Raw genomic sequence first — 25,010 nt, 5'->3', positions numbered from 1 at the left:
ACAGCTCAACGACAGATGCCCCGGCCCACGGCCGGGGCATCTGTCGTTTCAAGCCGGTCGGCGAGCCGGGGCGCTCGTCGTGGTGGCGTCCTGACAGACTGGGCGGGTGTTGCGTATTGGACTGACCGGAGGCATCGGCGCGGGCAAGTCGACGGTATCGGCCGCGTTCAGCGAGTTGGGCGGCATCGTCGTCGACGGCGACGTGATCGCCCGTGAGGTGGTCGAGCCCGGCACCGAGGGCCTGGCCAAGCTTGTCGAGGCGTTCGGCGACGGGATCCTGCTGCCCGACGGCGCGTTGAACCGGCCTGCGCTGGCGGCCGTGGCGTTCAGCGACGACGAGAAGCGGGCGACGCTCAACGGCATCGTGCACCCCCTGGTGGCTCGGCGGCGCGCCGAGTTGATCGACGCCGCTCCCGCCGACGCGGTCATCGTCGAAGACATCCCGCTGCTCGTGGAATCCCATATGGCGCCGCTGTTTCCGTTGGTGGTGATCGTGCACGCCGACGAGGATGTGCGGGTGGCCCGGCTCATCTCCTACCGCGGCTTCAGCGAGGCCGACGCCCGTGCCAGGATCGCCGCGCAGGCCACCGTCGAGCAGCGGCGCGTTGTCGCCGACGTGTGGCTCGACAACTCGGGAGATGCGGAGGCGCTGCGGGATTCCGCCCGCCAGTTGTGGTACGACCGGATCCTGCCGTTCGCGCAGAACATGGAGATCGGTGCGGCGGCCGCAGCGCCGGCGCAGCCGGTGCCCTACGATCCGAGCTGGCCCGAGCAGGCCGGACGGATAATCGCTCGGCTGCAGGCCGCATGCGGGCATCGTGCCGTGCGCATCGACCATGTCGGCCCCACCGCGGTGCCCGGCACCGAGGCGGCCGACGTGATCGATGTGCAGGTCACCGTCGAGTCTCTCGACGTGGCAGACGAACTCGCCGACGCGCTGACGGCGGTCGGGTACGTGCGCCTCGCCGACGGCATCGACGGCGTCGAGCCCGATGCCCGCAGTACGGTCGCCGAGTTCGACCATTCCGATGATCCGAACCTGTGGCGCAGCCGGTTACACGGGTCAGCCGATCCCGGCCGGCCCACCAATGTCCACCTGCGGGTCGAGGGGTGGCCGGATCAGCAGTACGCGCTGCTGTGTGTCGATTGGCGCCGCGCCCACCCGGGGACGCTCGAGGCCGGTGCCTATCGACGGGTGTGGGAGTGGGCGGACGCGACGGGCTGGCGGCCCTAGGACAGCCGCACGGCGATCCGGCGCAACAGCTTGGTCGCCAGGATGTACGGCGTCGCGCCGGAAGGCCACTGGGAGACGATGCGGCCAGTGCCCGCTTTGAAGTAGTTGTTGACCTGGGCCCACACGGTTTTCGACAACTGCGCCTGCACCCAGTCGTTGTAGAGGACGAACGCCGAGCGGCGCACCTCGATGCTGCCGGCACCGGCGCGGGCGGCGCGCGAGATCAGGCCCGCCGCGAACGACGCCTGCGCCTCGTAGAACGACACGAGCGGAATCGAGTTGGTGTTGGGTCCGTACATGATGAAGAAGTTGGGGAACTTCGGCACCATCATGCCCAGGAAGGCCTCCGGTTCACCCTGCCACTGCTCGTGCAGTTCGGCGCCGCCGCGGCCGTGCACCCGATAGTTGCCGAGGTAGTTTGCCGCGTCGAATCCGGTTGCGAGCACGATGATGTCGAGCTCATGTTCGTCACCGTTGGCGTCGATCGCCCCGGTGCGGGACAGCCCTTTGACCGCGTGGGGGACCAGCGTCACCTTCGGGCTGCGCAGCGACGCGTAGTAGGTGTCGCTGACCACCGTGCGCCTGCCCTCGAACGGAAAAGTCGGCGTGGCCAATTCGAGCAGGTCCGGCCGGTCTGCCAGCTCGCGGTGCAGGAATTCCACGGCCGCCTGGTGCTTCCGCCGGTTGGTCCAGCCGGTGGGCCGGGCATGGCTCGACCGGTACTGGCGCAGGTCGTAGCCGAGGTACAGCTTGAGGCGTCGCCACGCATATACCGGTGCGAGGCGGTTGAGCCGGCGCTGCAGCGGCGTGAAATCGTGGCTGCCCTTCGGCAGGATCCAGTTCGGTTCGATCTGGAAGATCTTGACCTCGGTGCCCACCCGTTCGGCCTCGGTGACCACTTGCACGGCCGACGATCCGGTGCCCACCACGCCGATCTTTTTGCCGGTCATGTCCAGGCCGTCGATCCACCGGGACGTGTGGCAGATCGCGCCGGCGAAGTCGCTGGATTCGCGCGCGAAGGGCGGCAGCAACGGGATGTTGAGGAATCCGACCGCGCTGATCACCGCGGTGAACCGGTCGTGGTCGGCGCCGGATTCGGTGCTGACCGTGTAGGCGTGGTCGGTGTCGGACCACGTGATGTCCTCGACCTTTTCGTTGAACCGGATCCTGCGGGGCAGATCCCACTTGTTCGCGACGTGGTTGAGATAGCCCTGCAGCTCGCGCCAGCCCGCGTGGGTGCGGGTCCAGTCGTAGCGCTCATAGGAGAACGAGTAGATGTGGGATTCCAGGTCGACTTCGGCGCCCGGGTAGCGGTTGTGCCACCAGGTGCCGCCGAGCGCGGGGGCCTGCTCGAAGATCACGAAGTCCTCGATGCCCTTCTTGCGCAGGGCGATTGCCGCGGCGATACCGCTGAACCCGGATCCGATAATGGCGACTCGCGGCATCGATGGCCCGCTCATCCTGTCTCCTGTCTAAAGAACTATAGGTCGATTAGTTAGACCAATAACGAGATTGTCAACATGCCCGGTGCCGGGCGCCGGCGCGGGCTACTTGATCTGGGCCGTCCAGCCGCCGTCGACCACGAGATCGGTCGCGGTGACGAACGACGCGTCGGCGGACAGCAGAAACGCGATGGCGCCCGCGATTTCGTCGGGCATACCCAGTCGGCGCAGCGGCGTGCGGCTCTCCATGTCGGCCCTGCGCGCGGGATTGTCGACGTAGAGGTAGTCGATCATCGGGGTGAGGATCGCACCGGGGCACACGGTATTGGCCCGGATCCCCTCGGGCGCCAGCTGCAGCGCCAGCGCCCGCGTCAGCGACACCACCGCGGCCTTGCTGACCTGGTACGCGTCCAGGGGGGAATCCATACCTCTGATGCCCGCGGTACTCGCGACGTTGACGATGCTCTTGCCCGTCCCACGGCGCAGGTGCGGGACGGCCGCAGTGGTGACCTTGCGCAGTCCGTGCAGGTTGACGCCGAGCGTGATGTCCCAGACGGATTCGTCGATGTCGAGTGTCGAACCGTCGCGGTCGAACAGGGCCACCCCGGCGGCGTTGACGAGGTAGTCGAGGCCTTGGCCGTCGAGCCGGTCGAACAACTCGGCCAGATCTCCGTCGAGAAGATCGAACGCCACGTAGTCGGCCTCGGCCGGCAGGTTTTCCGCGCGTTCGCCCACATCGGTGGCGATCACGTGCACACCGTCTTTGACCAGACGCTGCACGGTCGCCGAGCCGATACCGCCGCAGGCGCCGGTCACGAGAGCGATCATCGGACCGCCACGGCAAAGGACTCGGCGAGCCGCTGTCCGGCGAAGGTCATGGCGCCGGTGGCTGTTGGGAAAACCTCGTCGAGCCCGAAGAATCCGTGCACCATGCCGGGGGTCAGATGGCTCTGCACCGTGACCCCGGCCGCGCGCAACGCACGTTCGTACAGCTCACCCTGCGGGCGGATCGGATCGCACTCGGCCAGGATGATCGTCGTGTCGGGCAGACCCGTGAGATCCGCGTCGAGCACGTTGACCCGCGGGTCGGTCGCGGCGTCCGGACCGGGCAGGTAATTGTCCTGGTGCCACTGCAGTTCGTCGCGTTCGAGCATGACACCGTCGTATGCGGGATCCATGCCGCGGTCGAGGTCGGTCGTGGTGACCGGGTAAACCAGAAGTTGGTGGCGCAGAGCGGGTTCGCCGGTGTCGCGGGCGTGCAGCGCGACGGCGGCGGCCAGGTTTCCGCCGGCGCTGTCGCCGGCCACCGCCAGCCGCGTGCCGTCGATGCCGAGCGCCTCGCTGCGGGCCCAGGCGAGCGCGTCGACCGCATCGTTGACCGCGGTGGGGAACCGCGACTCGGGTCCGCGCCGGTATCCCACCGACAACACCGCGCTGCCGGAGGCATTGGCGAGCAGCCGTGTCGCCACGTCGTGCGAATCGATGCTGCCGAGCAGCCACCCGCCACCGTGGTAGTACACCGTCAGCGGCAGGTCCGTGGCATCGGTGGGGAGGTAGAGCCGGCCCGGAATGCCTGCGCCGTCACGGGTTCCGACGGTGACGTCGACGACGCGATGTACGTCGGGCTTGGCGAGGGCCGCGAAGGTGTTCTCGAAGTTCTCGCGCGCGGTCGGCACGGGCAGCAGGTGCGCGTTGGGCCGGCCCGACGCCTTGGCGTCGTCGAGCATCTTCTGGGCGATGGGGTCGATCGGCATGGTTCTCCTTCGGTCCTAGACGCGTTCGTAATAGCGACGGGATTCCCAATCCGTCACGGTGTGCGAGTCGAAAGCCTCCAATTCGCTTTGCGCAGAGGCCAACAGGTGCTCGAAGACCTCGTCGCCGAAGGCCGTGCGGGCCATCTTGCTTTCGGCGAACAGGTTCAGGGAGCGGTGCAGCGCGGTGGGGACGGTCGTGATGTCGGCTCCCGTCCATGCGTTGCCGTCGAAGATGTCCGGTGCGGACATCTCCCGGTCGACGCCGTCGAGGCCGGCGGCGATCGTGGCGGCGTAGGCGTAATACGGGTTGACGTCGGCGCCGGGGATGCGGTTCTCCACCCGGAACGACGGCCCACTGCCGACCAACCGGAACGCGCACGAGCGGTTGTCGTTGCCGAGTGCTATCGCGGTCCCGGCGAACTGGTCCGGCTGGAAACGCTTGTAGGAGTTGACGGTCGGCGCGAACATCAGGCTGATGTCGGACGCGTGATGCAGCTGGCCGGCGACGAACGCCCCGAACCGCTCCGACATGCCGTTGCGCTCTGCCGACCAGCACAGCGGCTCGGCGCCGTCGGCCGACCACATGCTGACATGCAGGTGACACGACGAGCCGACCTCGTCGATCTTGGGCTTGGCCATGAACGTGACCGTGAGGTCGGCATTGTTGGCCAACTGCTTGACGCCGTATTTGAACAGCACGTGCCGGTCGGCCATCTCCAGGGTGTCGCAGTAGTCGAGGGTGACCTCCTGCTGGCCCAAACCCCATTCGGGCTTGGACGATTCGACGGGAACTCCGAACGCGGGCATCTGGTTGCGGATGCGCTCGATGAACCAGTCGTCGCGGGCGGCCTGGATCATCTGGTAGTCCGACCGGTAGTCCGAAAGCATCGTGAGGTTCTGGTAGCCCAGCTGCCAGGCCTCCCGCGGCGGTGTCGCGGCGAGATAGAACTCCAGCTCGGACGCGAACTTGAAGGACAGGCCCCGCTGTGCGGCCCGGTCGAGCTGAGCCCGCAGGATGCTGCGGGGTGCCACGGCCAACGGCTCGTCGGAATCCATGTGGTAGGCGTCGCACAGCACCAGTGCGGCCGTGGGCTCCCACGGCACTCGGCGCAGGGTCGAGAGGTCGGGCACCAGTCGGATGTCGACCCAGCCGTTGGCCGCGTTGGACACCGGCAGCTCAAGCGGATTCATCTCCAGGTCGACGCCGAAGATGAAGCTGCTGGCGTTGACGCCGTTGCCCTGCAGGCCGAGAGTGCGGAAAGCAGAGATGGTCAGTCGCTTTCCGACCAGGCGTCCGTACGGGTCGGGCGCGGCGCACACCACGGTGGTGATCTCGCCGGCGGCGGCCAGCGCCTCGAACCGGTCGAGGTCGAGTACAGATGTCATTGGTGCTCCAGGTGTCGATGCAGTTCCCACTCGGTGATGGTGGTGCGTAACCAACGTTCATAGCGTTGCAGTTCGGCGCGCCGCGTGGCGGCGAAGGACGTGCAGAACGGCTTGCCCAGCAGATCGGCCACCCACGGTGAACTTTCGAACTGGGCCAGGGCAGTGCCCAGATCGCCCGGCAGGTCTGGCGGATCCGTGTCCGGCCCGGGCAACGGCAGTTGTTCGCGCAGCCCGTGCAGTCCCGCGGCCAGCAGCGCGGTGGCCACGATGTACGGGTTCGCGTCGGCTCCGGGTCTGCGGTGCTCGACGCGCGCGGACTTGGGGTCGGTGAGCAGTACCCGGGCCGCCGTGCCCCGGTCGTCGTAGCCCCAGCTCGCCGACGAAGGGGTGAACATCTCGGGGTCGATGCGCTTGTAGGAGTTGATGTTCGGGTTGAGCATCACGGCGGTGTCGGCCATCCCGGCAAGCAGACCAGCCAGATAATGGCGACCCTCGGCCGACAGCCCGCCTGCGCCGTCGGAGAACACGTTGGCGCCGTCGCGATCGAGGCTGGAATGCACGTGGCCACCCGCACCGGACTTGTCGGCGAACGGCTTGGCCATGAAGCTCGCGTGCAGACCGCGTTCGGCGCACAGATCCCGCAGGTACTGGCGGGCCCGCACGGCGTGGTCTGCAGCGGTCACCGCGGTCGCGGGGGCCAGGGTGAACTCGAAGAAACCGGGCCCGAGTTCGGCGTGGAACATCTCGACCTCGATGCCGATCTGATCCATGCGGTTGACGAACTCGGTTGCCAAACAGTTGATCTCGGCGCAGCGGGTGAGGCTGTAGGCGTTCTCGGTGCGGCCGTGCGGAGCATGGCCGGCGTCGGCAGAGAAGATCCACATCTCGTATTCGAAACCGAGCACCGGGGCCAGGCCGAGTTCGGCGTAGCGCTCGGTGAGGGTGCCCAAGACGGCACGCGGCGACAGATCCAGCGGCCTGCCGTCGGCGTCGACCAGGTCGGCGATCACGGCGTCGGTTCCGGCCCGCCACGGCAGCGGGATCCGCGTGGCTTCGTCGGGCACGAGCGCAGCGTCGGGATAGCCGTTGGCAGCGCTGCTGAACGGCGTGTCGGTGACGTCGTCGGTCAGCGACAGGCCGTACACGATGGTGCAGAACGCCAGGGCAGAACCACCGCGGGTCTTGTTCGAGCGCACCAGTTTTCCCCGCAACCCGAGGTCGTAGTCGGCCACTTCGAGTTGCGTCATCGCCACGGTGTCAGCCATGTCGGTTGCTCCTGGTTCGGCTCGGTCGGCGGGCGGGGTCACGGCCGACCCGGCGATACACGTGGTCGGGGACGTCGGCGGGGTCGTGGTACACCCACCAGGTGCACGAGGTCGTGGGATCGTCCGGCGTCCAGGTGGGCGGGTCGATCACGCGCGTCGGGTAGCCGAGCCGGTCGATCGGCATGACCTCGTTGAGCTGGCAGCAGTGCACGCAGTACGAGCAGATGCCGACCGTGTTCCACGCCCAGTCGTGCGGTTCGGTGGTGACCGCGAAGCCGAACGGTGGCGCCGACCGGGGTGTCCCGCCGGTGATCCTGGCGTCCACCGAGCGGCCGCCGGATCCGCATGGCGCGAACCGGAATCCGGTGCGCCCCGGTTCCTCGATCAGCTCGATGTCGCCCTGGCGTCCGGTCCCGGTGAGGTGCGCGTGGAATCCGTCGACGATCGCGACCATCAGCTGATGAGCCGAGTCGGCCCACGGCTGGTTGTCCAATGAGTAACGGCGCTCATGGATCTCGTACCAGTCACCCATCAGGTGGTCCCACAGCTCGCCGAGTGAGGATTCGCCGACCAGGCGCACGGCGATGTCGATCATGCCGGCGACCCGGTCGACCGCACGGTCGTGGATCTGCTGCCAGACCTGCCGTGCGGTTTCGATCAGTTCGCCGGCCCCGGGATCCTGGTCGCGGCAGGCCTGCGCGGCCCGTGTCACGGCGTCGGTGTAGCGGGGCCAGGCCGGCCCGACCCCGGCCATGGCCTCGTCACCCACGAGTTCGCCGAGCCGCGTGACCGCGGCGTCCAGCTCGGTGCTGGTCACGTCGTGGGCCCGGACCCACCGCAGTGTAGCGGCGGGCCAGCGGTCGTAGATGTCGCGGAGTTCGTCGGCTTCGAGCACCGACACCTCGACGAGTTGCGCGGCGGCCTCCCACTCGTTGCGGTCGACGTGTTCGCGCGCGGTGCGGAAGGTGCCGCGGGCCAGCTCGGCCCAGGTGCCGCTCCGGGCGTTGCGGCCAAGAGCCGGTTCGAAGGCCACGACGGGCGTGTGCGTACGGGTCATGTCAGCGCGAACCCGCCGTCGACGCGCACCTCGGAACCTGTGAGATAGGCGGCTTGGTCGCTCAGCAGAAATGCTGCTGCGTAAGCGATTTCGGTTGGATCGGCGAAACGTCCTACCGGAACCCGGGGCGCCAGAGCGGGGGGCAGGCTGCCGGTGTCGCCGTGTGCGGCGGCCATCGGGGTGGCGACGAACCCGGGCGCGATGCTGTTGACCCGGATCCCGTCGGCCGCCAGCGCGCGGGCGCTGCTCTGGGTGAGCATGCTCAGCCCGGCCTTGGAGGCCGCGTACTGCGGCGTGGGGTCCGGGTCGGACAGTGCGACGACCCTGGCCGCCTCGATCGAGCTGATGTTGACGACCGCGGCAGGCGTGTTCTGACGGAGCGCCGGGGTCAGGGCGTCGATGACGTTGTACGCCCCGACCAGGTTGATCTCCAGGCACCGCAGCCACGCGTCGCGCGGAACACCGCCGAACCCGGTGTTGTCGATGATGCCCGCACAGTTGACGACATAGCTGATCGAATCGGCAGCGGCCCCGGCCTCGCGCAACCGCGATACCAGGTCGGGATCGCGGACGTCGGCCGCACAGTTCACCTGAAGCTCGTCCGGGTGGCGCGGATCGGGTTCCGGCGTGCGGATGTCGAGGCGCACGGTGCGGATGCCGGCCGACATCAGCGCGGCCGCGGTGGCGGCTCCGATACCCGATGCGGCGCCGGTGACGACGGCGTCGCCACCACCGAAGGACAGCGCGAGGGTCTTGGCATCGGTCGTCATCGACCGAACCTACGCGTGTGTTCGGTCATGGCGTCGGTGAAGCATTCTCGGGGTGCGCGGATCACCCCGGCGCCGATCTGGCCGCCGTCGCGTCCGGCGAGGCCGACGTCCATGACGGGCAGGATGCCGGTGTCGAGGACTTTGCGGGCGTCGATGCCGGTGGGGGTGCCGCGGAACCCGAACAGCGGGATGCGGTAGGTGCTGTTCTCGCCGTGGGTGATGGCATACATCTCGCGGTTGCGTTCGATCATGATCTCCGGGGAACCGCCCTGGTATTCCTGCAGTGACAGTGCGCAGGCTTGGGCGAAGCCGCCGAGTCCGATGGTTTCGGTGATCGGGGATTCCCGCCCATCCAGGTGATCTCGTCCTCGGTGTGCCCGGCGAACAGTTTGCCCTGGTGGATGGGTGGTGGTCCCTGGAACCAGGTGTCGCCGAGCCCGGCGAGTTTGATGGCAAAACCGCGGCAGGAGAACGCCATGGCCGAGACCAGGGTGGAGCCCGGCTCGACCATCGCATCGGCGCAGGCCTTGGCCGCGGCCATCGACAACCGCAGGAAGAAGTAGTCGTTGTCGGCCAGGTGCAGCAGTGTCTCGCGGACACCGGGCACCCGGGCTTCGACCATGTCCAGGATCGCGGGCAGGATCTCGCGGTTGAACAGGATCGAGGCGGCCGCGTTGCGGCTGTGCACCTCGTCGCCCATGCGCAGGGCACGCGCGATCAACGGTTTGAGCGCGATGCCGCCGTGGCGGCGGATCGCCTCGCCCACCACCGGGGCCAGCACGGTGTTGACATGCAGCAGCCGCTCGCGCACGCCGTCGTCGTAGCAGCCGTAGTTGAGCCGGCGGGGTTCCTTGCCTTCGTAGAAGTTGCAGAACCCGAGGTTGCCGTGGGTGCGGTTCTCAACGACGAACACCGGCATCGACGCGGTGTAGATCCCGGCCAGCGAGCCCACCGCGCCGTAGTCGTGGCAGCCCCCGACCTCGATCTCACCGGACGCGAAACCCGCGATGGCGTCGTCGCGGGTGCCGGCCAGGCCCTCGAACAGGGCGCCGCCGATGAGGGCTTCGCGTTGCCCGCCGGTGTAGGCCGACCACGGCATCGGCGCTCCCGAGGTCAGCACCAGGTTGTCGCGAAACCCGGGCAGGACCTCGCGCGCCGGTGCCACGTCGATGACCCAGGGGTCGGCCGCGTCGAGGCGGGCGAACGCGGTCGCGTTGGCGGCGTCGACGTCGAGTGCGGTGGTGTCGAGGTGGGTGCTCACCAGGCCACCACGCCGCCGTCGACGAGCAGGGTCTGGGCGGTGATGAACGACGCCCGCGGGGACAGCATGAACTCGACGGCCTCGGCGACCTCTTCGGGTTCGCCGATGCGTTTGAGCATGGCGTAGCTCGCGCTGATCTCCTCGCCGCCGGAGACCCGGGCCATCGACGGGCTCATCGGGGCGCGGATCACCCCCGGGGCGATGTTGTTGACCCGGATACCGCGCGGGGCCAGTTCCTCGGCCAGATACCGGGTGTAGGCCGCGATGCCGGCCTTGGTGGCGCCGTACACCGAAGCACCCCGGAACCGGCCGAAGTGTCCGGTCAACGACCCGATGTTGACGATCGCGCTGCCCTCGCCCAACAACGGCGCCACCACATCGGTCACCCGCGCCATCCCGGCGATGTTCACCTGGAACATCAACTCCAGCTTCGCCTCATCCAACTCACCGAGAAACGAATCCCTAAGAATCCCAGCACAGTTCACCAACCCGGCCAGCGTCTCACCATCAGCCACCACCGAACCCACCGCACTTTGCACACTCTCCCGATCAGCCACGTCCATGGCGACCGGCAGCGCGCCTTCCAATCGCGCCTCGGTCAGGTCCAGCGCGTCCACCGCGGGCTTGAGATCGGCTGCCACGGGGACATAGTCGCTCTGCAACAGGCGGCGGCAGATGGCCTGCCCGATAACTCCGGCTCCGCCCGTCACGATCACCTTGTTGTTCAACCCACGATCCTCATCTGTGCTCAGCTGCCCTGGACTCCACCAAGTTTCGTCTTGATTGGGCTATAGGTCAAGTTTTTAGGACTTTAAATTTCGGTATGGTCCATTGGGCAAGGCAAACGCTGTTATCGGCGGCCATGCGGTAACCTGTGGACATCCGAAGGGGGGCTGGGCATGTCAGCAGCGAAGCCGGCTTTGGTTCCGGTCCGGCAGATTCCGGCGCACGAGCTGGTCGTCGACCAGATGCGGCGCGCCCTGGAACTCGGCCAGTTCCGGCCGGGTGACCGCTTGCCGACCGAACGTGAACTCTCGGACATGCTCGACGTTTCGAGGACCACCGTGCGTACCGCGGTGGCGGTGCTCGAGCGTGAAGGCCTGATCGCGGTGCGCCGCGGTCGGGGCGGCGGCTTCACGGTGCAGGCCCCGGTCTACGACGCGGCGGAGATGCGGCGCGAGATGCGAAGGAACAAGCGGGCCATCCGCGACGCCTTCGACTATCGCGTGATCGTCGAGACCGGGGCGACCCGGTTGGCCGCCGAGCGGCGCCGCAGTGCGGATCTGACCGAGCTGCACAAGCTCTTGACCGGTATGGACGCCGCGCTGCACACCGCGCTCGACGACCAGTCGGCACAGCACACCACCGATTTCCAGACGCTCGACTCGGCGTTTCACCTGGGCATCGCACAGGCCGCCCAGAACGACCGGTTGCTCGACGCGGTCGCCGACGCCCGCAGGCGCATGTGGCTGCCGGTGGGCGCCATCTTCGGGCGGCTGGAGCCCAACGCCAACGACTACCACGAGTCCATCCTCGAGGCGATCGAGAACCGGGAGCCGGAGCTGGCCGCGGCCCGGATGGCCGAGCACATCAACGACACCCGGCACACCATCGAGTCCTGGCTCAAGCGCTGATCCCGCGGCATGTGGATGCGCCCGGTGCGACCGCCGGGGGGATCGATCGCACCGGGCGCGCGCCCACGTCACCGGGAGGAGGGGGCCTCCGGCGTGGGCGCCGGTTCGTGATCGTCGAAGATCGTGCTGCCGATCCGCGCGTACAGATCCGGCCTGGCTTTGCGCCAATACAGCGCCAGGGCAATCGATCCGAGGGTCAGCCCCACCACCAGGTAGGGGATTGCCTTGAAGAACAAGGTGTCCGACGCGGTGCCCGCGGCGGCCTGCATGTTGGAGGCCATCAGGTAGATGACATACACCATGCCCGCACCGCCCACGATCGGTGCCAGTAGGGTCCGCCACCACGAGGCGGTCTCCGGGTGTTGCTTCTTGACGTGGAAGTAGACGATGGTCGCGCACGAGCACATGGTCTGCACGATGAGCAGCAGGAGCGTCGCCAGGATCGCCACCAGCACGAACAGGTCGGCATACGGATCTGAGCCGGTGATCGAGCAGACCGCGACCAGTAGGGTCGCGAACAGGGTCTGTGTCAGCGACGCCACCCACGGCGAGGCATGTTTCGGGTGCGCCTCACCGAGGCGGTGCCACAGCAGGCTGTCGCGGCCGAACGCGAACAGGTAGCGGGCCGCGGAATTGTGGATCGCGAGTGCGCACGCGAACGAGCCGCCGATCACGAGCCACTCGAATACCGTTACGCCCCATTGCCCTACGTATTGGGCGGTGGGCGCGTACAACAGGTCGAACGGTGCGGGGCCGGACGCCAGTTCGACGGCCTTGGCCGGACCGTTGCCGACCACGACACCCCACGAGATGAACGTGTAGAACACGCCGATGCCGATGACCGCGATCATGGTGGCCAGAGGCACGATGCGCTTGGGGTTCTTGGACTCCTCGCCGTAGATCGCGGTCGATTCGAAGCCGACCCAGGACCAGAAGGCCATCAGCAGGCCCAGGCCCACGACACCGCCGGCGACCCCGTTGGTGCTCAGCGCGGTCAACGGGCTCAGCGACTGGAAGCTCATGCCGTCGGGATGGTGGATCAGCCCGGCCACGGCGGTTATCGACAACATGGTGATCTCCGAGACCAGGACGACGCCAAGCACCTTGGCCGCCACCGAGATGTCGAAGTGTGACAGTGCCGCGATGGCGATCAGCCCGATGGCGGCGTAGATCTCCCACGGCAGGTTGAGGCCGAACTGCGCGGTGAACGCCTGATCGGCGAACGCCGCGAAGATGCCGATGAGCCCGGCTTCCATCGTCATGTACGTGAAGGCGGGCAGCACGCCGGCGGCCAGCCCGGGAACCTTCGACCAGGCCCGCGAGACGAAGGTGTAGAACGCGCCCGCCGCGGTGATGTGCCGCGCCAGTGCGACGAATCCGATGCTGAAGATGGTCAGAACGACTGTGGCGATGACGAATCCGCCCGGGGCGCCGAGGCCGTTGCCGAAACCCACCGCGACAGGCAGGTTGCCGGTCATCGCAGTGATCGGTGCCGAGAAGGCGACCACCATGAACACCACGCCCGCCAGACCGATCGCGCCACGCTTGAGCGTGGCCGATCCCGCTGCGGGTGCGGATCTGGCCGCACCCGTTCCCTGCTCGTAGTCGACTGCCATCGCCACCTGCCTTTCAATCTGGTTGCCGCGAGCCTATGACCGTAAAGGTCTAAAGACAAGACCCATAGACCTAATCTGTTGACGCGTGACATAACGTTTACCCGAGCGGGTTTGACCATGGATAGTTTTGGTCTATTGACCGATGTTTTGGCCAAGTGCAGGTGGAGGGTGAGGAATGCCCGGAACACGTTTGTCCGAGACCCCGGCGTGCGAGCGGCTGCACGAATATCTGCGGGCCGCGCAGTCCCGGGGTCGCCGCGCCGCGCGGCGCGGCACGGTGAGCCGTCAGGTGCCTGCGCTGGCCGGCATCCCGGCCACCAGCTTCGCGATGGCGGTCGCGACCGTGGACGGCACCGAAGCCCAGATCGGGGAATCGACGACAGGCTTCTCCATCCAGAGCATTTCGAAGCTGTTCGCGCTGTGTGCGTTGCTCCGCCACGATCCGCGAGCCTGGGCGGACGTCGGATGGGGGCCCACCGATGCGGGCTACGGGTCGGTCGCCGACCTGGAACGCAACCACTGGCGCCCGCGCAACCCGTTCGTGAACTCCGGGGCGCTCGTGGTGACCGACCGGTTGCTGACGCACACCGGCGATGCCGTCGAAGCCACCGTCGAGCTGCTGCGGACTGGCGACGCCGTGTACTCCGACGCCGCGGTCGCAGGGTCGGAAATGGCCATCGACCATCGCAATTCGGCCATCGCGCATGTGCTGGCCGAGCACGGCCGGCTCACCAACGGCATCGACCGCGTCCTGCCGCAGTACTTCGCGCAGTGCGCGATCACCGCGTCGGTGCGGACGGTCGCGCGCGCAGCGTTGTTCCTCGCGGACCGCAGCGGCGACCACTCCGTGCTCGATGCGGAGACGGTGCGTCGCGTCAACGCGGTGCTGCTCACGTCGGGGATGTACGGCGCCGCAGGTGACATCGCCTACCGCATCGGGTTGCCCGCCAAGAGCGGGATCGGCGGCGGCGTGCTGGCCGTGATGCCGGGCCGCGGCACGGTGTGCGTGTGGAGCCCGCCGCTCGACGGCGACGGCAACTCGGCAGGCGGCGTCGCGGCCATCGAGGAGTTCGCCCGGCTGGCCGGCTGGTCCGTGTTCTAGGCCGCGGGCGGAACTTCGGCCGGCGGTGCCACTGGCGCGGCCGGATCGGCGGGGACCGGTCCGGTGTTGACCACGTTTGCGCCCACGTTGTCGACGCTCGCACCGCACGGCAGGCTGCCGTATCCCGGGTCGTCGAGCTGGCGGGTGAGCCTGGGCCCGACCCAGGTGTCGGCCTGGGCGACGATCTGGTCGTCCACAAGAACCTCACAGTGCAGGTTCGCCGAGTACGGCCAGTCGATCGACACCTTCATGCCCGCCAGCTGCGGATCCGACACGACGCCGGTGGCCTCGAACGTGCGGCCCGGCAGCATGGTCGGGTCAGCCGTGTTGACCTGGCTGTCGTCGATCTTGTAGGTGATCGTCGCGTTGCGGGACACGCCGTCGATCCTGGCCTTGTAGGTGACGTTGTGCAGTTGCTGATCGGGCAGCGGCTCGACCTGTGGCTGGGGCGGAGTTTCCGGATCGGCCGATGCCGTCGCGGGAATCAACTGTGCGCCGGCGAGCAGCCCGGCCACCACGGCGGCCACCCCCCACGCATACTTAGTTGAACTCATGAACGCCGACCTTACGCGTTTTGCCACGACAGGGCCATGCCATTGGCGGCCAGCCACCGGTGAAGGTCGTAGCCGTTGCGGGCGAGGCCGTCGATTGCCTCCGCGGCGGTCTGGATCGCGGTTTCGCCGGCTTCCGGCGGCAGCAGTCCGTGGCGGACCGCGGTGAGCAGTTCGTCGACGTCGCACAGCTCGACTCCCGCGCCCGTGCGGAGCACCAGATCCAGGTAGTGGTCCTCTGAATGCCACGCGGTCGGTCCCGGCGTGAACCGCCCGATGTCGAGGTAGAAGTCCTGTTCGCGCTCGTGACCCGGGTTGAAGTGGAAAACGCTGACCCGCAGGTTCAGCGTCGGCAGCAGCCAGGACTCCAGATAGTGGAACTGCGCGCGGCCCGGAGTCGGCCTGGCCATGTAGAGCCCCCACGGCTCGACGGTGTACACGTCGACCGCCCGCACGATGCCCTTCGGGTCCGTGTTCGTGCGGGCGAGCAGGTCAAACGTCTCGTTCTTCGGCGGGTGGATGCGGTCAGCCTACGCGGGCAGTGAACACATCAGGAACTTGTCGGCGGGCAGTTCTACCCTGGTGAACATGGCTTTCGCGACCGAACATCCGGTGCTCGCGCACTCTGAGTACCGACCAGCTGGCGATGCCGTGAACGGCCTGGTCCGCACCGGCGGCCGGTTCGAGGTGGTCAGCGAGTACGAGCCGGCGGGTGACCAGCCCGCGGCCATCGACGAGTTGGAACGCCGCATCCAGGCCGGCGAGCGCGACGTGGTGCTGCTCGGCGCCACCGGCACCGGGAAGTCGGCCACCACCGCGTGGCTCATCGAGCGGCTGCAACGGCCGACGCTCGTGATGGCACCCAACAAGACACTCGCCGCGCAGTTGGCCAACGAACTGCGGGAGATGCTGCCGCACAACGCCGTCGAGTACTTCGTGTCGTACTACGACTACTACCAGCCAGAGGCGTACATCGCGCAGACCGACACCTACATCGAGAAGGACAGCTCGATCAACGACGACGTCGAGCGGCTGCGGCACTCGGCGACGTCGAGCCTGCTTTCGCGGCGCGACGTCGTGGTGGTCGCGTCCGTGTCCTGCATCTACGGCCTGGGCACGCCGCAGTCCTACCTGGACCGGTCGGTCGAGCTCAACGTCGGTGACGAGGTGCCGCGGGACGGTCTGCTGCGGTTGTTGGTCGACGTTCAGTACAACCGCAACGACATGGCGTTCACCCGCGGTACCTTCCGCGTCCGCGGCGACACCGTCGAGATCATCCCGTCCTACGAGGAGCTCGCGGTGCGCATCGAGTTCTTCGGCGACGAGGTCGAGGCGCTGTACTACCTGCACCCGTTGACCGGCGACATCGTCCGCAAGGTCGATTCGCTGCGGATCTTCCCAGCTACCCATTACGTCGCGGGTCCGGATCGCATGGCGCACGCGATCTCGACCATCGAGGCCGAACTCGAGGAGCGCCTCGCGGAACTCGAAGGGCAGGGAAAGCTACTCGAGGCGCAGCGGCTGCGCATGCGCACCAACTACGACGTCGAGATGATGAAGCAGGTGGGCTTCTGCTCGGGCATCGAGAACTACTCGCGGCACATCGACGGGCGCCCGGCGGGCTCGGCCCCGGCGACGTTGCTGGACTACTTCCCCGAGGATTTTCTGCTGGTGATCGACGAGTCGCACGTCACGGTGCCGCAGATCGGCGGCATGTACGAGGGCGACATCTCCCGCAAGCGCAACCTCGTGGACTTCGGCTTCCGGCTGCCGTCGGCGGTCGACAACCGGCCGCTGACGTGGGAGGAGTTCGCCGACCGGATCGGCCAGACGGTGTACCTCTCGGCGACGCCGGGGCCGTACGAGCTCAGTCAGTCCGGTGGTGAGTTCGTCGAACAGGTCATCCGGCCGACGGGCCTGGTCGACCCGCAGGTCATCGTGAAGCCCACCAAGGGACAGATCGACGATCTGATCGGGGAGATCCGCAAGCGCACCGAACGCGACGAGCGCGTGCTGGTCACGACGCTGACCAAGAAGATGGCCGAGGATCTCACCGACTACCTGCTGGAGCTCGGTATCCGGGTGCGGTACCTGCACTCCGAGGTCGACACGCTGCGGCGCGTCGAACTGCTCCGGCAGTTGCGGTTGGGGGAGTACGACGTGCTGGTCGGCATCAACCTGCTCCGCGAGGGTCTCGACCTTCCCGAGGTGTCGCTGGTGTCCATCCTCGACGCCGACAAGGAAGGGTTCCTGCGTTCGACGCGCAGCCTGATCCAGACCATCGGCCGTGCGGCCCGCAACGTGTCGGGCGAAGTGCACATGTACGCCGACAAGATCACCGATTCGATGCGGGAGGCCATCGACGAGACCGAACGCCGGCGGGCCAAGCAGATCGCCTACAACGAGGCCAACGGTATCGACCCGAAACCGTTGCGCAAGAAGATCGCCGACATCCTGGACCAGGTGTACCGCGAGGCCGAAGACACGGAAACGGTCGATGTCGGTGGCTCGGGCCGCAATGCTTCGCGGGGCAGGCGCGCGCAGGGCGAGCCCGGGCGGGCGGTCAGTGCCGGCATCGTCGAGGGCCGCGACACGTCGAACATGCCGCGTGCCGAGCTGGCCGACCTCATCAAGGATCTGACCGAACAGATGATGACCGCAGCGCGCGATCTGCAGTTCGAACTGGCGGCCCGGATCCGTGACGAGATCGCCGATCTGAAGAAGGAGCTGCGCGGCATGGATGCCGCGGGACTCAAATGAGCCGTCCTTGACCTCAACGGCAGTTGAGGATCTAGCGTCGTCGTCGTGACCGATACCGCGACCGCCGACACCACGGGGACATGGCGTCAACTCCTGGGGCCCGGCCACCTCGGCGCATCGACCGTGCTGGCCGGTGGCGTCCTGCTGTACGCGACCAATCAGTTCATCACCATCAGCCTGCTGCCCAGCGCGGTCGCCGACATCGGCGGCCAGCGCTTCTACGCGTGGGTGACGGCGGTGTATCTGGTGGCGTCGGTCATCGCGGCGACCACGGTGCACACCGTTCTGATGAGAATCGGCCCGCGGTTGTCATACCTGTTGGGGCTGAGCCTTTTTGGTGCGGGCAGCCTGGTGTGTGCGGTGGCGCCGAGCATGGAGGTGCTGTTGGCCGGCCGTACCGTTCAGGGCTTTGCGGGCGGTCTGGTGGCCGGGCTGGGCTATGCGGTCATCAACACCGCGCTGCCGAACACGTTGTGGACCAAGGCTTCTGCGTTGGTGTCGGCGATGTGGGGCGTGGGCACCCTGGTCGGCCCGGCGGCGGGCGGACTGTTCGCGCAGTACGGGCTCTGGCGGTGGGCGTTCGGGGTTCTGGTGATCCTGACCGTCGCGATGGCGGTCATGGTGCCGATCGTGCTGCCCGGGCGCGACAGCACCGCAGCCCATGAGGCGTTGCCCGGGGTGCCGATCTGGTCGCTGGCGCTGTTGGGTGCGGCCGCGATGGCCGTCAGTGTCGCGGGCATCCCTCACGATGTGCGGGCGACGGCGGCATTGCTGGTGCTGGGCGGCCTGCTCGTCGCCGCGTTCATCGCGGTCGACCGCCGGATGTCCGCATCGGTGTTGCCGCCCAGCACGTTCGGCGCCGGACCGCTGAAGTGGATCTACCTGACCCTCGGGGTGTTGATGGCGGCGACCATGGTCGACATGTATGTGCCGCTGTTCGGACAGCGCCTCGCACATCTGACGCCGGTCGCGGCCGGGTTCTTCGCAGCGGTGCTTTCGGTGGGGTGGACCGTGGGGGAGATCCTCAGCGCGTCGCTGCAACGCCGGCGCGCCATCAGGCGAACCGTCGCGGTCGCGCCGCTGGTGATGGCGGTCGGTCTTGCTGCCGGTGCGCTCCTCATCCGCGGCGGCATGGCCGCGCCGCTGGTGGTGCTGTGGGCCCTGGCGCTGCTGGTGGCCGGTGCCGGGATCGGCATCGCTTGGCCGCACCTGTCCGCCTGGGCGATGGGCAGCGTCGACGACCCGGCCGAGGGGCCCGCGGCGGCCGCGGCGATCAACACCGTGCAGCTGATCTGCGGCGCGTTCGGCGCCGGCCTCGCGGGCGTCGTCGTCAACCTCAGCGAGACCGGTGGTGCGGCCGCCGCGAAGTGGCTGTTCGCGGTCTTCGCGGTGCTCGCCGCGGCCGGCACCGTCGCGTCGTTCCGCTCCCGCCGGTAACCGCGGTCTCCAGCATCGGCGACTGGCCTTTCGGCATCAGGGCTGCGTCAGTCCGGATCCTCGTCGAGCTGGTGGATCGCCGTGACTCCGTCGATCGCCGCCAGAACCGCGGGTGCGGTGCGGATTCCGCTGCCGGTCAGCGTGAGCGTCACGCCGGCGCCTCCCGCGTCGTCAGCCGAGTTGGCCGCCAGATCGGTCAGCTGCCACCGGTGCCGATCACAGACCCGCACGATCTCGTGCAGCACACCACGACCGTCCTCGAAGCCGACGAGCATACGGATCGAACCGTTGACGCGAGCAGTCAGCCGCTTCACCAGCGGCATGAACCCCAGGATGATCAGGAAGTGCATCACGGTCACGGTGCAGGCCAACAGCAGCAGCCCGGCGCCCGCAGCCATCCCGATCGCCGCGGATTCCCACACCGCGGCCGCGGTGGTCAGGCCGTGGACCGAGCCGCGTCGGACGATGATGATGCCAGCGCCCAGAAAGCCGATCCCCGTGACGATCTGGGCCGCGACCCGGGACGGGTCGAGCACCACGGTGCCGGGCGACAACACGTCCATGAAGCCGTACTTGCTGACCAACAGGATCAGGGCCGCTGCCGTGCCGACGAGGGTCTGGGTGCGTAACCCGGCGCTCTTGCCCTGAACCTCGCGTTCCAGCCCGATCAGCGCGGTCAACCCGAACGCGACGAACAACTCGATGATCTGACGGGTGCCCTGTCCCGGCCCGCCGAAGAACGGCGGATCGGCCAGCCAGAAATCCATGGGCACAAACTACGTCCCCGCGATGACTCTTGTGGCCGGAGCGAGTCGATATGGGTGAGATCTGTTTCCGACGAGGAGGGATTCCCATGTCGCCACATCCAACGGCCTACCCCGACGTCGTCTCCCGGGAGGAGTGGCTGGAGGCCCGCACGAAACTGTTGGCCGCCGAACGCGAGGTCACGCACCTGCGGGACGCGGTCAACGCCCAGCGACGCCGGTTGCCCATGGTCAGGGTGGAGAAGGACTACGTCTTCGAGGGGCCCGACGGCGAGGTGCGGCTGCTGGACATGTTCGAGGGCCGCAGCCAGCTCTACATCCACCACTTCATGTGGATCGACGCGATCGACGAGGGTTGCCCCAGCTGCACGGCCGCAGCCGATCTCACCTTCACCGAGCAGGACCGGGCGCTGCTGCACGGTAAGGACGTCACGTTCGCGTGCATCTCCCGCGCGCCGTACGCGAGCATTGCCGCCTACAAGGACAAGCACGGGTGGACGTTCCCGTGGTACTCGTCGTGCGACAACGACTTCACCTACGACTACCACGTGACGCTCGACCCGGCCCGTGCGCCAATCGAATACAACTACAAGACCGCGGACGAACTGCGGGCCGACGGCTTCGCCGACGAAGATCTGCGCGGTGACTGGCCCGGGGCGAGCGTGTTCCTGCGGCGCGGTGACGACGTCTTCCACACCTACTCGACATTCGCGCGCGGGCTCGATCACACCGCGGTGGGATACCCGTACCTCGACCTCACGCCGTACGGGCGTCAGGAACCGTGGGAGGACTCGCCGGCCGGCTGGCCCCAGGGCGGGGCCGTGGTCGGCAGGCCGGTCGGAGAGGACGAGTAGCGATCACCGCGATCGAAACCGTGGGCGGCCACCGGCGCACCTGGCACAGTCACTATCCGATGCGGGTGTGGCTGAGTGGCTAGGCACCGGCCTGCAAAGCCGTTTACACGGGTTCGAATCCCGTCACTCGCTCGATGGGATCAGCGCAGCCCAGTGGGGATTTCGCCGCACCGCGAATGACCCACTGGGCTGCGCGGATCCAGGCTCGCCGTCCAGCCGAACACAATTGGCCGTGAGCGCGCATCGCGGGCGGTAACGCTCGACATTCCTTCCCTTGGCAATGACTTGCCAGCAAACCGACGCCTCGTTCCCACATTTGCCGCTTGCCGCAGGTCGGGCAGAGACATGATTTCCTGTCGGGTAAATGTCGGCTGCCAGTCGGCTCCGGCATGTATCCGCTCAGGAGTCGGGGATGTCGACATCACGGCGCGCAATCACCGGTCTTACATTGGCGGTCGGCCTCAGCGTCGCCGTGACAACTGGCCAGGGCACGGCTCTGGCAGACACGACGGACGCGGGTTCCGCCCCGAACGATCCCACATCGCCGGCATCGGCGTCGGGGCCGAGTGAGGGTGCGGCAGCACCGGAAACCGAAGCGGGTTCCGATCCGCAAGAGGACTCCAAGCCTGCCGCCAAGAAGAAGCGGCCCCGCGCCCTCTTCGATGGAACGCGCATCACGATCAGACGAGACGAGGTCAAGCCGGCCATCGAGGACGACGACCCTGAAAACCGCCAGGAACAGACGGTCGAGCGCGACACCGAGCCAGTCGTCGACGATGATGCCGATTCGGCGGGTGCTGACGTCGAGACTGCCGCGGCGCGTGAGGAGACCGACGCGCACACCAGTTCGTCCCGCAACCGCTCCACACCGCGCGCTTCGATCACCGAGCGCCCGCACACGGTGACCATCGACGTGTCGCCGCGCGACACGGTGTCCTCGACCGAGCCCAAGCCGGTCTCGGAGCGCCGGGACACCATGGATCACGGTCTGGACTCGGCGACCAACCTGCAGCTGCGGCAAGAGGTTTCGACGTTCGACATCAACAGGGTCTCGGTGGTTCACGCGCCGGTGACCCCGGCGGTGACGGTCGTAGCACCCGAAGCCGCGGCCACGGCGGCTACACCCCGCGTCGCGACGGACCTGTTCGCTGCGCTGGGGCTGCGGCCATCGGCGGGCAGCCCCACGCGACCGGTCCTGCCGCTGCCGCGACTGATCGAGTTGGCCTTCGTGGCCGTACGCCGCACATTCTTCAACGCCACGCCGACCGCGCGGCTGAACGGCCAGGTCGAGGTGAACAACACCACCGGCGTGGCGACAGGGCAGATCGTGGGCGCAGACGCCGACGGCGACCAATTGAAGTACTCGGTCAAGACACCGCCGTCGCAGGGCTCGGTCGAGGTCGGCGCCGACGGGAAATTCACCTACACACCGCAGGACGATTGGACGCCCAACAGCGGAGACGAGGTCCAGTTCACCATCGCGGTCAGCGACGCATCGTCGACATGGCCACACCTGCACCTCCTGGGCGGCGGCCACGAGGCGACGTACACGGTGACGTTCTCCTACGCCGCGGTCAACCACGCACCTGACGTGACAGTGACCGGCGGCGACGTCCAACCGGACGGCACCGTGAAGTACACCGTCAGCGCATCCGACCAAGATGGCGACGCGTTGCACCTGACGAGCAATGGCGTCCACGGCACGCTGACGCAAACGTCGACCAGCCAGACCGGTGCAATCACGAACTACGAGTACACCTTCACGCCCGACAAGGCGTACGCACACGATCTAAGCCTCGGCGGCAACACGGATCCCGGGGTGGGAACGGCAACGTTCACGGTGTCGGACGGCCGCGGCGGCACGGACACCGAGTCGCGGACGGTCTCGATCGCGGCGGTCAACGCCGCTCCCGAGATGACCGTCGTTCCCGGTGCCGGCGGCGTGTACACCATCACGGTGACAGACGACGATGATGACCCGATCACACTCACGCCGTCGGTGACGCACGGCACGCTGACAGGCGGCGAGACCGCGACCAAGGGGGTCTACCAGTACACCTTCACGGTCGACCCGGCATACGCGCACGACCTGACGAAGCCGGGACCGCCGGATGAGGGAACAGCGGAGGTCGGCTTCCGCGCGACCGACGGCCACGGCGGTTCAGCACAGGACGGTGACACGATCCCGGTCAGCGGCGTCAACGCCGCTCCGGTGCTGAACGTGACGGAAAAGGACGGCATCTACACCGTCGAGGTGCGCGACGACGACACCGGAGACGTCGTCACCGTCGTCCCGACCGTCACACACGGAACACTCACCGCGACGAAGATCGACGAGCGCCACTATCAGTACACCTTCACCATCGACCCGGCATATGCGCACAGCTTGACCGCCAATGGCAGCACCCAAACCGGCACGGCAACAGTGCAATTCGTGGCCACGGACGACCATCAAGGGGTCAGTGCGACCTACCGCGACGACATCGTCGTGACTGGAGTCAATTCCGCGCCGACCGTGAGCGTCGTCGGTGGTTCGACGAGGATCGGCCCCGACGGAAAAGCCACGTTCGACGTCAAGTTCGCCGATGCCGACGGCGACGCTGTCAGCAACATCGGCGTGACCGCGCCGTCGGGTCAGGTGACGCTGTCCGGCGTCGTCAACGCGGACGGCAGCCGGACCGTCACGTACACCGCGAATTACGCCGACGCGCACGCGCTCGGGCCGACCGGCGAAGCCCCCGTGGACCTGACGTTCACGATGTCCGACGGCCACACCGCCACCGCGACCACGCAGCAGGTCGCCGTGACCATCGTCGGCCTCAACCATGAACCCACAGTCAAGACCACGCAGACCGTGGACCGCGCCACCGGCACGGCGACCGTGACCGCCACATGGCGTGATCTCGACGGGCCACCGGATCTCGGTGCCGCCTCGGTGCAACTTCCCACCACCGACAAGGGCGTCTTCGCCTACGACGAGCAGACCGGCGAATTGACTTTCACGCCAACCGAAGCCGCGCGCGAAGCGGCCTCCGTGGTGGGCGCGCCGCTCACCGATCGGCGGGTCGTGGTGACGTTCACGGTCACCGACCCGTACGGCGTCTACACCAAGGACGTCGCGGTACTCATCGCGCCGCTGGACAACGCGGTGGTCGGCACCATCGCGGGCGACAGGACACCGGCAAGCATCGATCGCGTCGACGCCGTGGTGGTCGCGCCGGACGGCACCACGATCCTCGTCGCCAACGCCAACAACAACGTGATCAGCCGGATCAACGCGATCGACGGGACCGTCGAGGACACCTACACGATCGGCACCGGAACCAACGTCCGCACGCGGCAACTCGTCGTGTCGCAATCGGCCGACAACCCGGTCGTGTACGCGCTCGGAAGCGACAACACGGTATGGAAGATCGACGCCGCGACGGGTGAGATCGAGGAAGTGGAGCTCGAGAATCCGCCGTTGCAGATCGCCGTGAGCCCGGACGGCAGCACCCTGTACTACGCGTCGTTCGACGGACGCAACACCCTGCTGCGGGCGCTCGACGCCGACGGCACGGTCAGTCCGATCACGCAGCTGCCCGACGACATCGGACAGATGTCCGTCGACGCCCACGGCAACATCGTCATCGACAACGGCGACGGTGTCACGGGGTACACCGTGATCGACCCGGACGTCGGGCAGCCGGTCGACCGCGGCGCAACCACGTTCGACGCCGGGGACTTCGCCGTCAGCGGCGGCGACGTCTGGGTCGTCGATGCTGCGAACGACCGGATCGTCCGGTTCGCGACGGGCGCCGGAACAACTGAACAACAGGATATTTCGGTACGGGATCCCAGCGGCATCGTCGTCTCACCCGATGGGCAGCGCGCGTACGTGGTCTCCGGCAGCGGCGCGATCGTCGTACTCGACCTGGACCGGGATGCGCGCGACCCGGTGATCGAAAGTATCACCGGCATCGGGGCGGTCAACAACATTGCGATCAGCCCCGACGGCACCCACCTATACGTCACCGGCAGGACGTCACTCAACGGAGCGCAGAGCGACACCGTCACCATCATCTCGATCAGCCCCTCGGAACTGCCCGCCGATCTTGAGCTGCCGTCCGCGCTGTAGATAATG

General features: G+C 67.6%; 21 protein-coding genes and 1 tRNA gene. 8 read left to right on the top strand and 14 right to left on the bottom strand.

All coding sequences use genetic code 11. The features are described from left to right. Positions 1 to 106 precede the first annotated feature (106 nt). The gene (gene coaE, locus G6N67_RS34785) at positions 107 to 1,234 is read left to right on the top strand and encodes a dephospho-CoA kinase (protein ID WP_036439322.1); all 1,128 of its coding nucleotides are present in this window, start codon (positions 107 to 109) and stop codon (positions 1,232 to 1,234) included. On the opposite strand, the gene G6N67_RS34780 is transcribed toward coaE, so the two are convergent. The 10 genes from G6N67_RS34780 to G6N67_RS34740 form a co-directional block, all read right to left on the bottom strand. Continuing rightward, a complete protein-coding gene (locus G6N67_RS34780) occupies positions 1,231 to 2,694 on the bottom strand; it encodes a flavin-containing monooxygenase (RefSeq protein WP_036439324.1) in 1,464 nt (487 codons plus the stop codon). The genes coaE and G6N67_RS34780 overlap by 4 nt on opposite strands. 87 nt (positions 2,695 to 2,781) lie before the next feature. Further along, on the bottom strand, positions 2,782 to 3,504 hold the full coding sequence (locus G6N67_RS34775; protein WP_036439326.1) for an SDR family NAD(P)-dependent oxidoreductase: 723 nt from the start codon (positions 3,502 to 3,504) through the stop codon (positions 2,782 to 2,784). Further along, positions 3,501 to 4,430, bottom strand: coding sequence for an alpha/beta hydrolase (locus G6N67_RS34770; protein WP_036439328.1), 930 nt, complete (start codon positions 4,428 to 4,430; stop codon positions 3,501 to 3,503). The genes G6N67_RS34775 and G6N67_RS34770 overlap by 4 nt, the downstream gene beginning before the upstream one ends. Before the next feature lie 15 nt (positions 4,431 to 4,445). Next, positions 4,446 to 5,816 (bottom strand): glutamine synthetase family protein, encoded by a 1,371-nt coding sequence (locus G6N67_RS34765; RefSeq protein WP_036439331.1) that lies wholly within the window; start codon positions 5,814 to 5,816, stop codon positions 4,446 to 4,448. Continuing rightward, positions 5,813 to 7,081, bottom strand: a complete 1,269-nt coding sequence (locus G6N67_RS34760) for a glutamine synthetase family protein (protein ID WP_036439334.1) — start codon at positions 7,079 to 7,081, stop codon at positions 5,813 to 5,815. Before G6N67_RS34760 ends, G6N67_RS34765 begins: the two co-directional genes overlap by 4 nt. Beyond that, positions 7,074 to 8,138, bottom strand: coding sequence for a hypothetical protein (locus G6N67_RS34755; RefSeq protein ID WP_036439337.1), 1,065 nt, complete (start codon positions 8,136 to 8,138; stop codon positions 7,074 to 7,076). Before G6N67_RS34755 ends, G6N67_RS34760 begins: the two co-directional genes overlap by 8 nt. Next, a complete protein-coding gene (locus tag G6N67_RS34750; RefSeq protein WP_036439340.1) occupies positions 8,135 to 8,908 on the bottom strand; it encodes an SDR family NAD(P)-dependent oxidoreductase in 774 nt (257 codons plus the stop codon). Before G6N67_RS34750 ends, G6N67_RS34755 begins: the two co-directional genes overlap by 4 nt. Next, positions 8,905 to 9,159, bottom strand: coding sequence for a hypothetical protein (locus G6N67_RS39385; RefSeq protein WP_235684082.1), 255 nt, complete (start codon positions 9,157 to 9,159; stop codon positions 8,905 to 8,907). The genes G6N67_RS34750 and G6N67_RS39385 overlap by 4 nt, the downstream gene beginning before the upstream one ends. Beyond that, positions 9,156 to 10,169 (bottom strand): YlbE family protein, encoded by a 1,014-nt coding sequence (locus tag G6N67_RS34745; protein ID WP_235684081.1) that lies wholly within the window; start codon positions 10,167 to 10,169, stop codon positions 9,156 to 9,158. The genes G6N67_RS39385 and G6N67_RS34745 overlap by 4 nt, the downstream gene beginning before the upstream one ends. Beyond that, a complete protein-coding gene (locus G6N67_RS34740) occupies positions 10,166 to 10,897 on the bottom strand; it encodes an SDR family NAD(P)-dependent oxidoreductase (protein ID WP_179976779.1) in 732 nt (243 codons plus the stop codon). The genes G6N67_RS34745 and G6N67_RS34740 overlap by 4 nt, the downstream gene beginning before the upstream one ends. Before the next feature lie 171 nt (positions 10,898 to 11,068). Here G6N67_RS34740 and G6N67_RS34735 point away from each other — a divergent pair, with 171 nt between their 5' ends. Continuing rightward, a complete protein-coding gene (locus G6N67_RS34735) occupies positions 11,069 to 11,803 on the top strand; it encodes a FadR/GntR family transcriptional regulator (RefSeq protein ID WP_036439349.1) in 735 nt (244 codons plus the stop codon). Positions 11,804 to 11,871: 68 nt separating this feature from the next. On the opposite strand, the gene G6N67_RS34730 is transcribed toward G6N67_RS34735, so the two are convergent. Further along, positions 11,872 to 13,419 (bottom strand): APC family permease, encoded by a 1,548-nt coding sequence (locus G6N67_RS34730; RefSeq protein ID WP_179976778.1) that lies wholly within the window; start codon positions 13,417 to 13,419, stop codon positions 11,872 to 11,874. 175 nt (positions 13,420 to 13,594) lie between these two features. Between G6N67_RS34730 and glsA the strand changes: the two genes are divergently transcribed. Beyond that, positions 13,595 to 14,521 (top strand): glutaminase A, encoded by a 927-nt coding sequence (gene glsA, locus G6N67_RS34725; RefSeq protein WP_179976777.1) that lies wholly within the window; start codon positions 13,595 to 13,597, stop codon positions 14,519 to 14,521. Here the strand turns inward: glsA and G6N67_RS34720 are convergent. Both G6N67_RS34720 and G6N67_RS34715 read right to left on the bottom strand, forming a co-directional pair. Continuing rightward, positions 14,518 to 15,075, bottom strand: coding sequence for a hypothetical protein (locus G6N67_RS34720; protein WP_036439355.1), 558 nt, complete (start codon positions 15,073 to 15,075; stop codon positions 14,518 to 14,520). The genes glsA and G6N67_RS34720 overlap by 4 nt on opposite strands. A gap of 11 nt (positions 15,076 to 15,086) precedes the next feature. Further along, complete coding sequence (locus tag G6N67_RS34715; RefSeq protein WP_179976892.1) at positions 15,087 to 15,593, bottom strand: ribonuclease FAU-1 family protein; 507 nt, start codon at positions 15,591 to 15,593, stop codon at positions 15,087 to 15,089. A gap of 67 nt (positions 15,594 to 15,660) precedes the next feature. Between G6N67_RS34715 and uvrB the strand changes: the two genes are divergently transcribed. Both uvrB and G6N67_RS34705 read left to right on the top strand, forming a co-directional pair. Further along, a complete protein-coding gene (gene uvrB / locus G6N67_RS34710) occupies positions 15,661 to 17,832 on the top strand; it encodes an excinuclease ABC subunit UvrB (RefSeq protein WP_036440547.1) in 2,172 nt (723 codons plus the stop codon). 45 nt (positions 17,833 to 17,877) lie between these two features. After that, positions 17,878 to 19,269: an MFS transporter gene (locus G6N67_RS34705; RefSeq protein ID WP_036439362.1), complete on the top strand. Its 1,392-nt coding sequence runs from the start codon at positions 17,878 to 17,880 to the stop codon at positions 19,267 to 19,269. A 47-nt stretch (positions 19,270 to 19,316) separates the two neighbouring features. Here G6N67_RS34705 and G6N67_RS34700 read toward each other — a convergent pair whose 3' ends face one another. Beyond that, on the bottom strand, positions 19,317 to 20,036 hold the full coding sequence (locus G6N67_RS34700; RefSeq protein WP_036439364.1) for an MgtC/SapB family protein: 720 nt from the start codon (positions 20,034 to 20,036) through the stop codon (positions 19,317 to 19,319). 86 nt (positions 20,037 to 20,122) lie between these two features. Between G6N67_RS34700 and G6N67_RS34695 the strand changes: the two genes are divergently transcribed. The 3 genes from G6N67_RS34695 (at position 20,123) to G6N67_RS34685 (ending at position 25,004) form a co-directional block, all read left to right on the top strand. Beyond that, a complete protein-coding gene (locus G6N67_RS34695; RefSeq protein ID WP_036439366.1) occupies positions 20,123 to 20,887 on the top strand; it encodes a DUF899 domain-containing protein in 765 nt (254 codons plus the stop codon). 61 nt (positions 20,888 to 20,948) lie between these two features. Beyond that, a tRNA-Cys gene (locus tag G6N67_RS34690) sits at positions 20,949 to 21,019 on the top strand. A 280-nt stretch (positions 21,020 to 21,299) separates the two neighbouring features. Further along, positions 21,300 to 25,004 (top strand): Ig-like domain-containing protein, encoded by a 3,705-nt coding sequence (locus G6N67_RS34685; protein ID WP_131524816.1) that lies wholly within the window; start codon positions 21,300 to 21,302, stop codon positions 25,002 to 25,004. The last annotated feature ends 6 nt before the right edge of the window (positions 25,005 to 25,010 follow it).

Origin of the sequence: Mycolicibacterium mageritense (assembly GCF_010727475.1) — a bacterium.
Lineage (GTDB): Bacteria > Actinomycetota > Actinomycetes > Mycobacteriales > Mycobacteriaceae > Mycobacterium > Mycobacterium mageritense.
The sequence above is the reverse complement of the archived record's forward strand: the minus strand, read 5'-3'. Positions and strand labels throughout refer to the sequence as shown.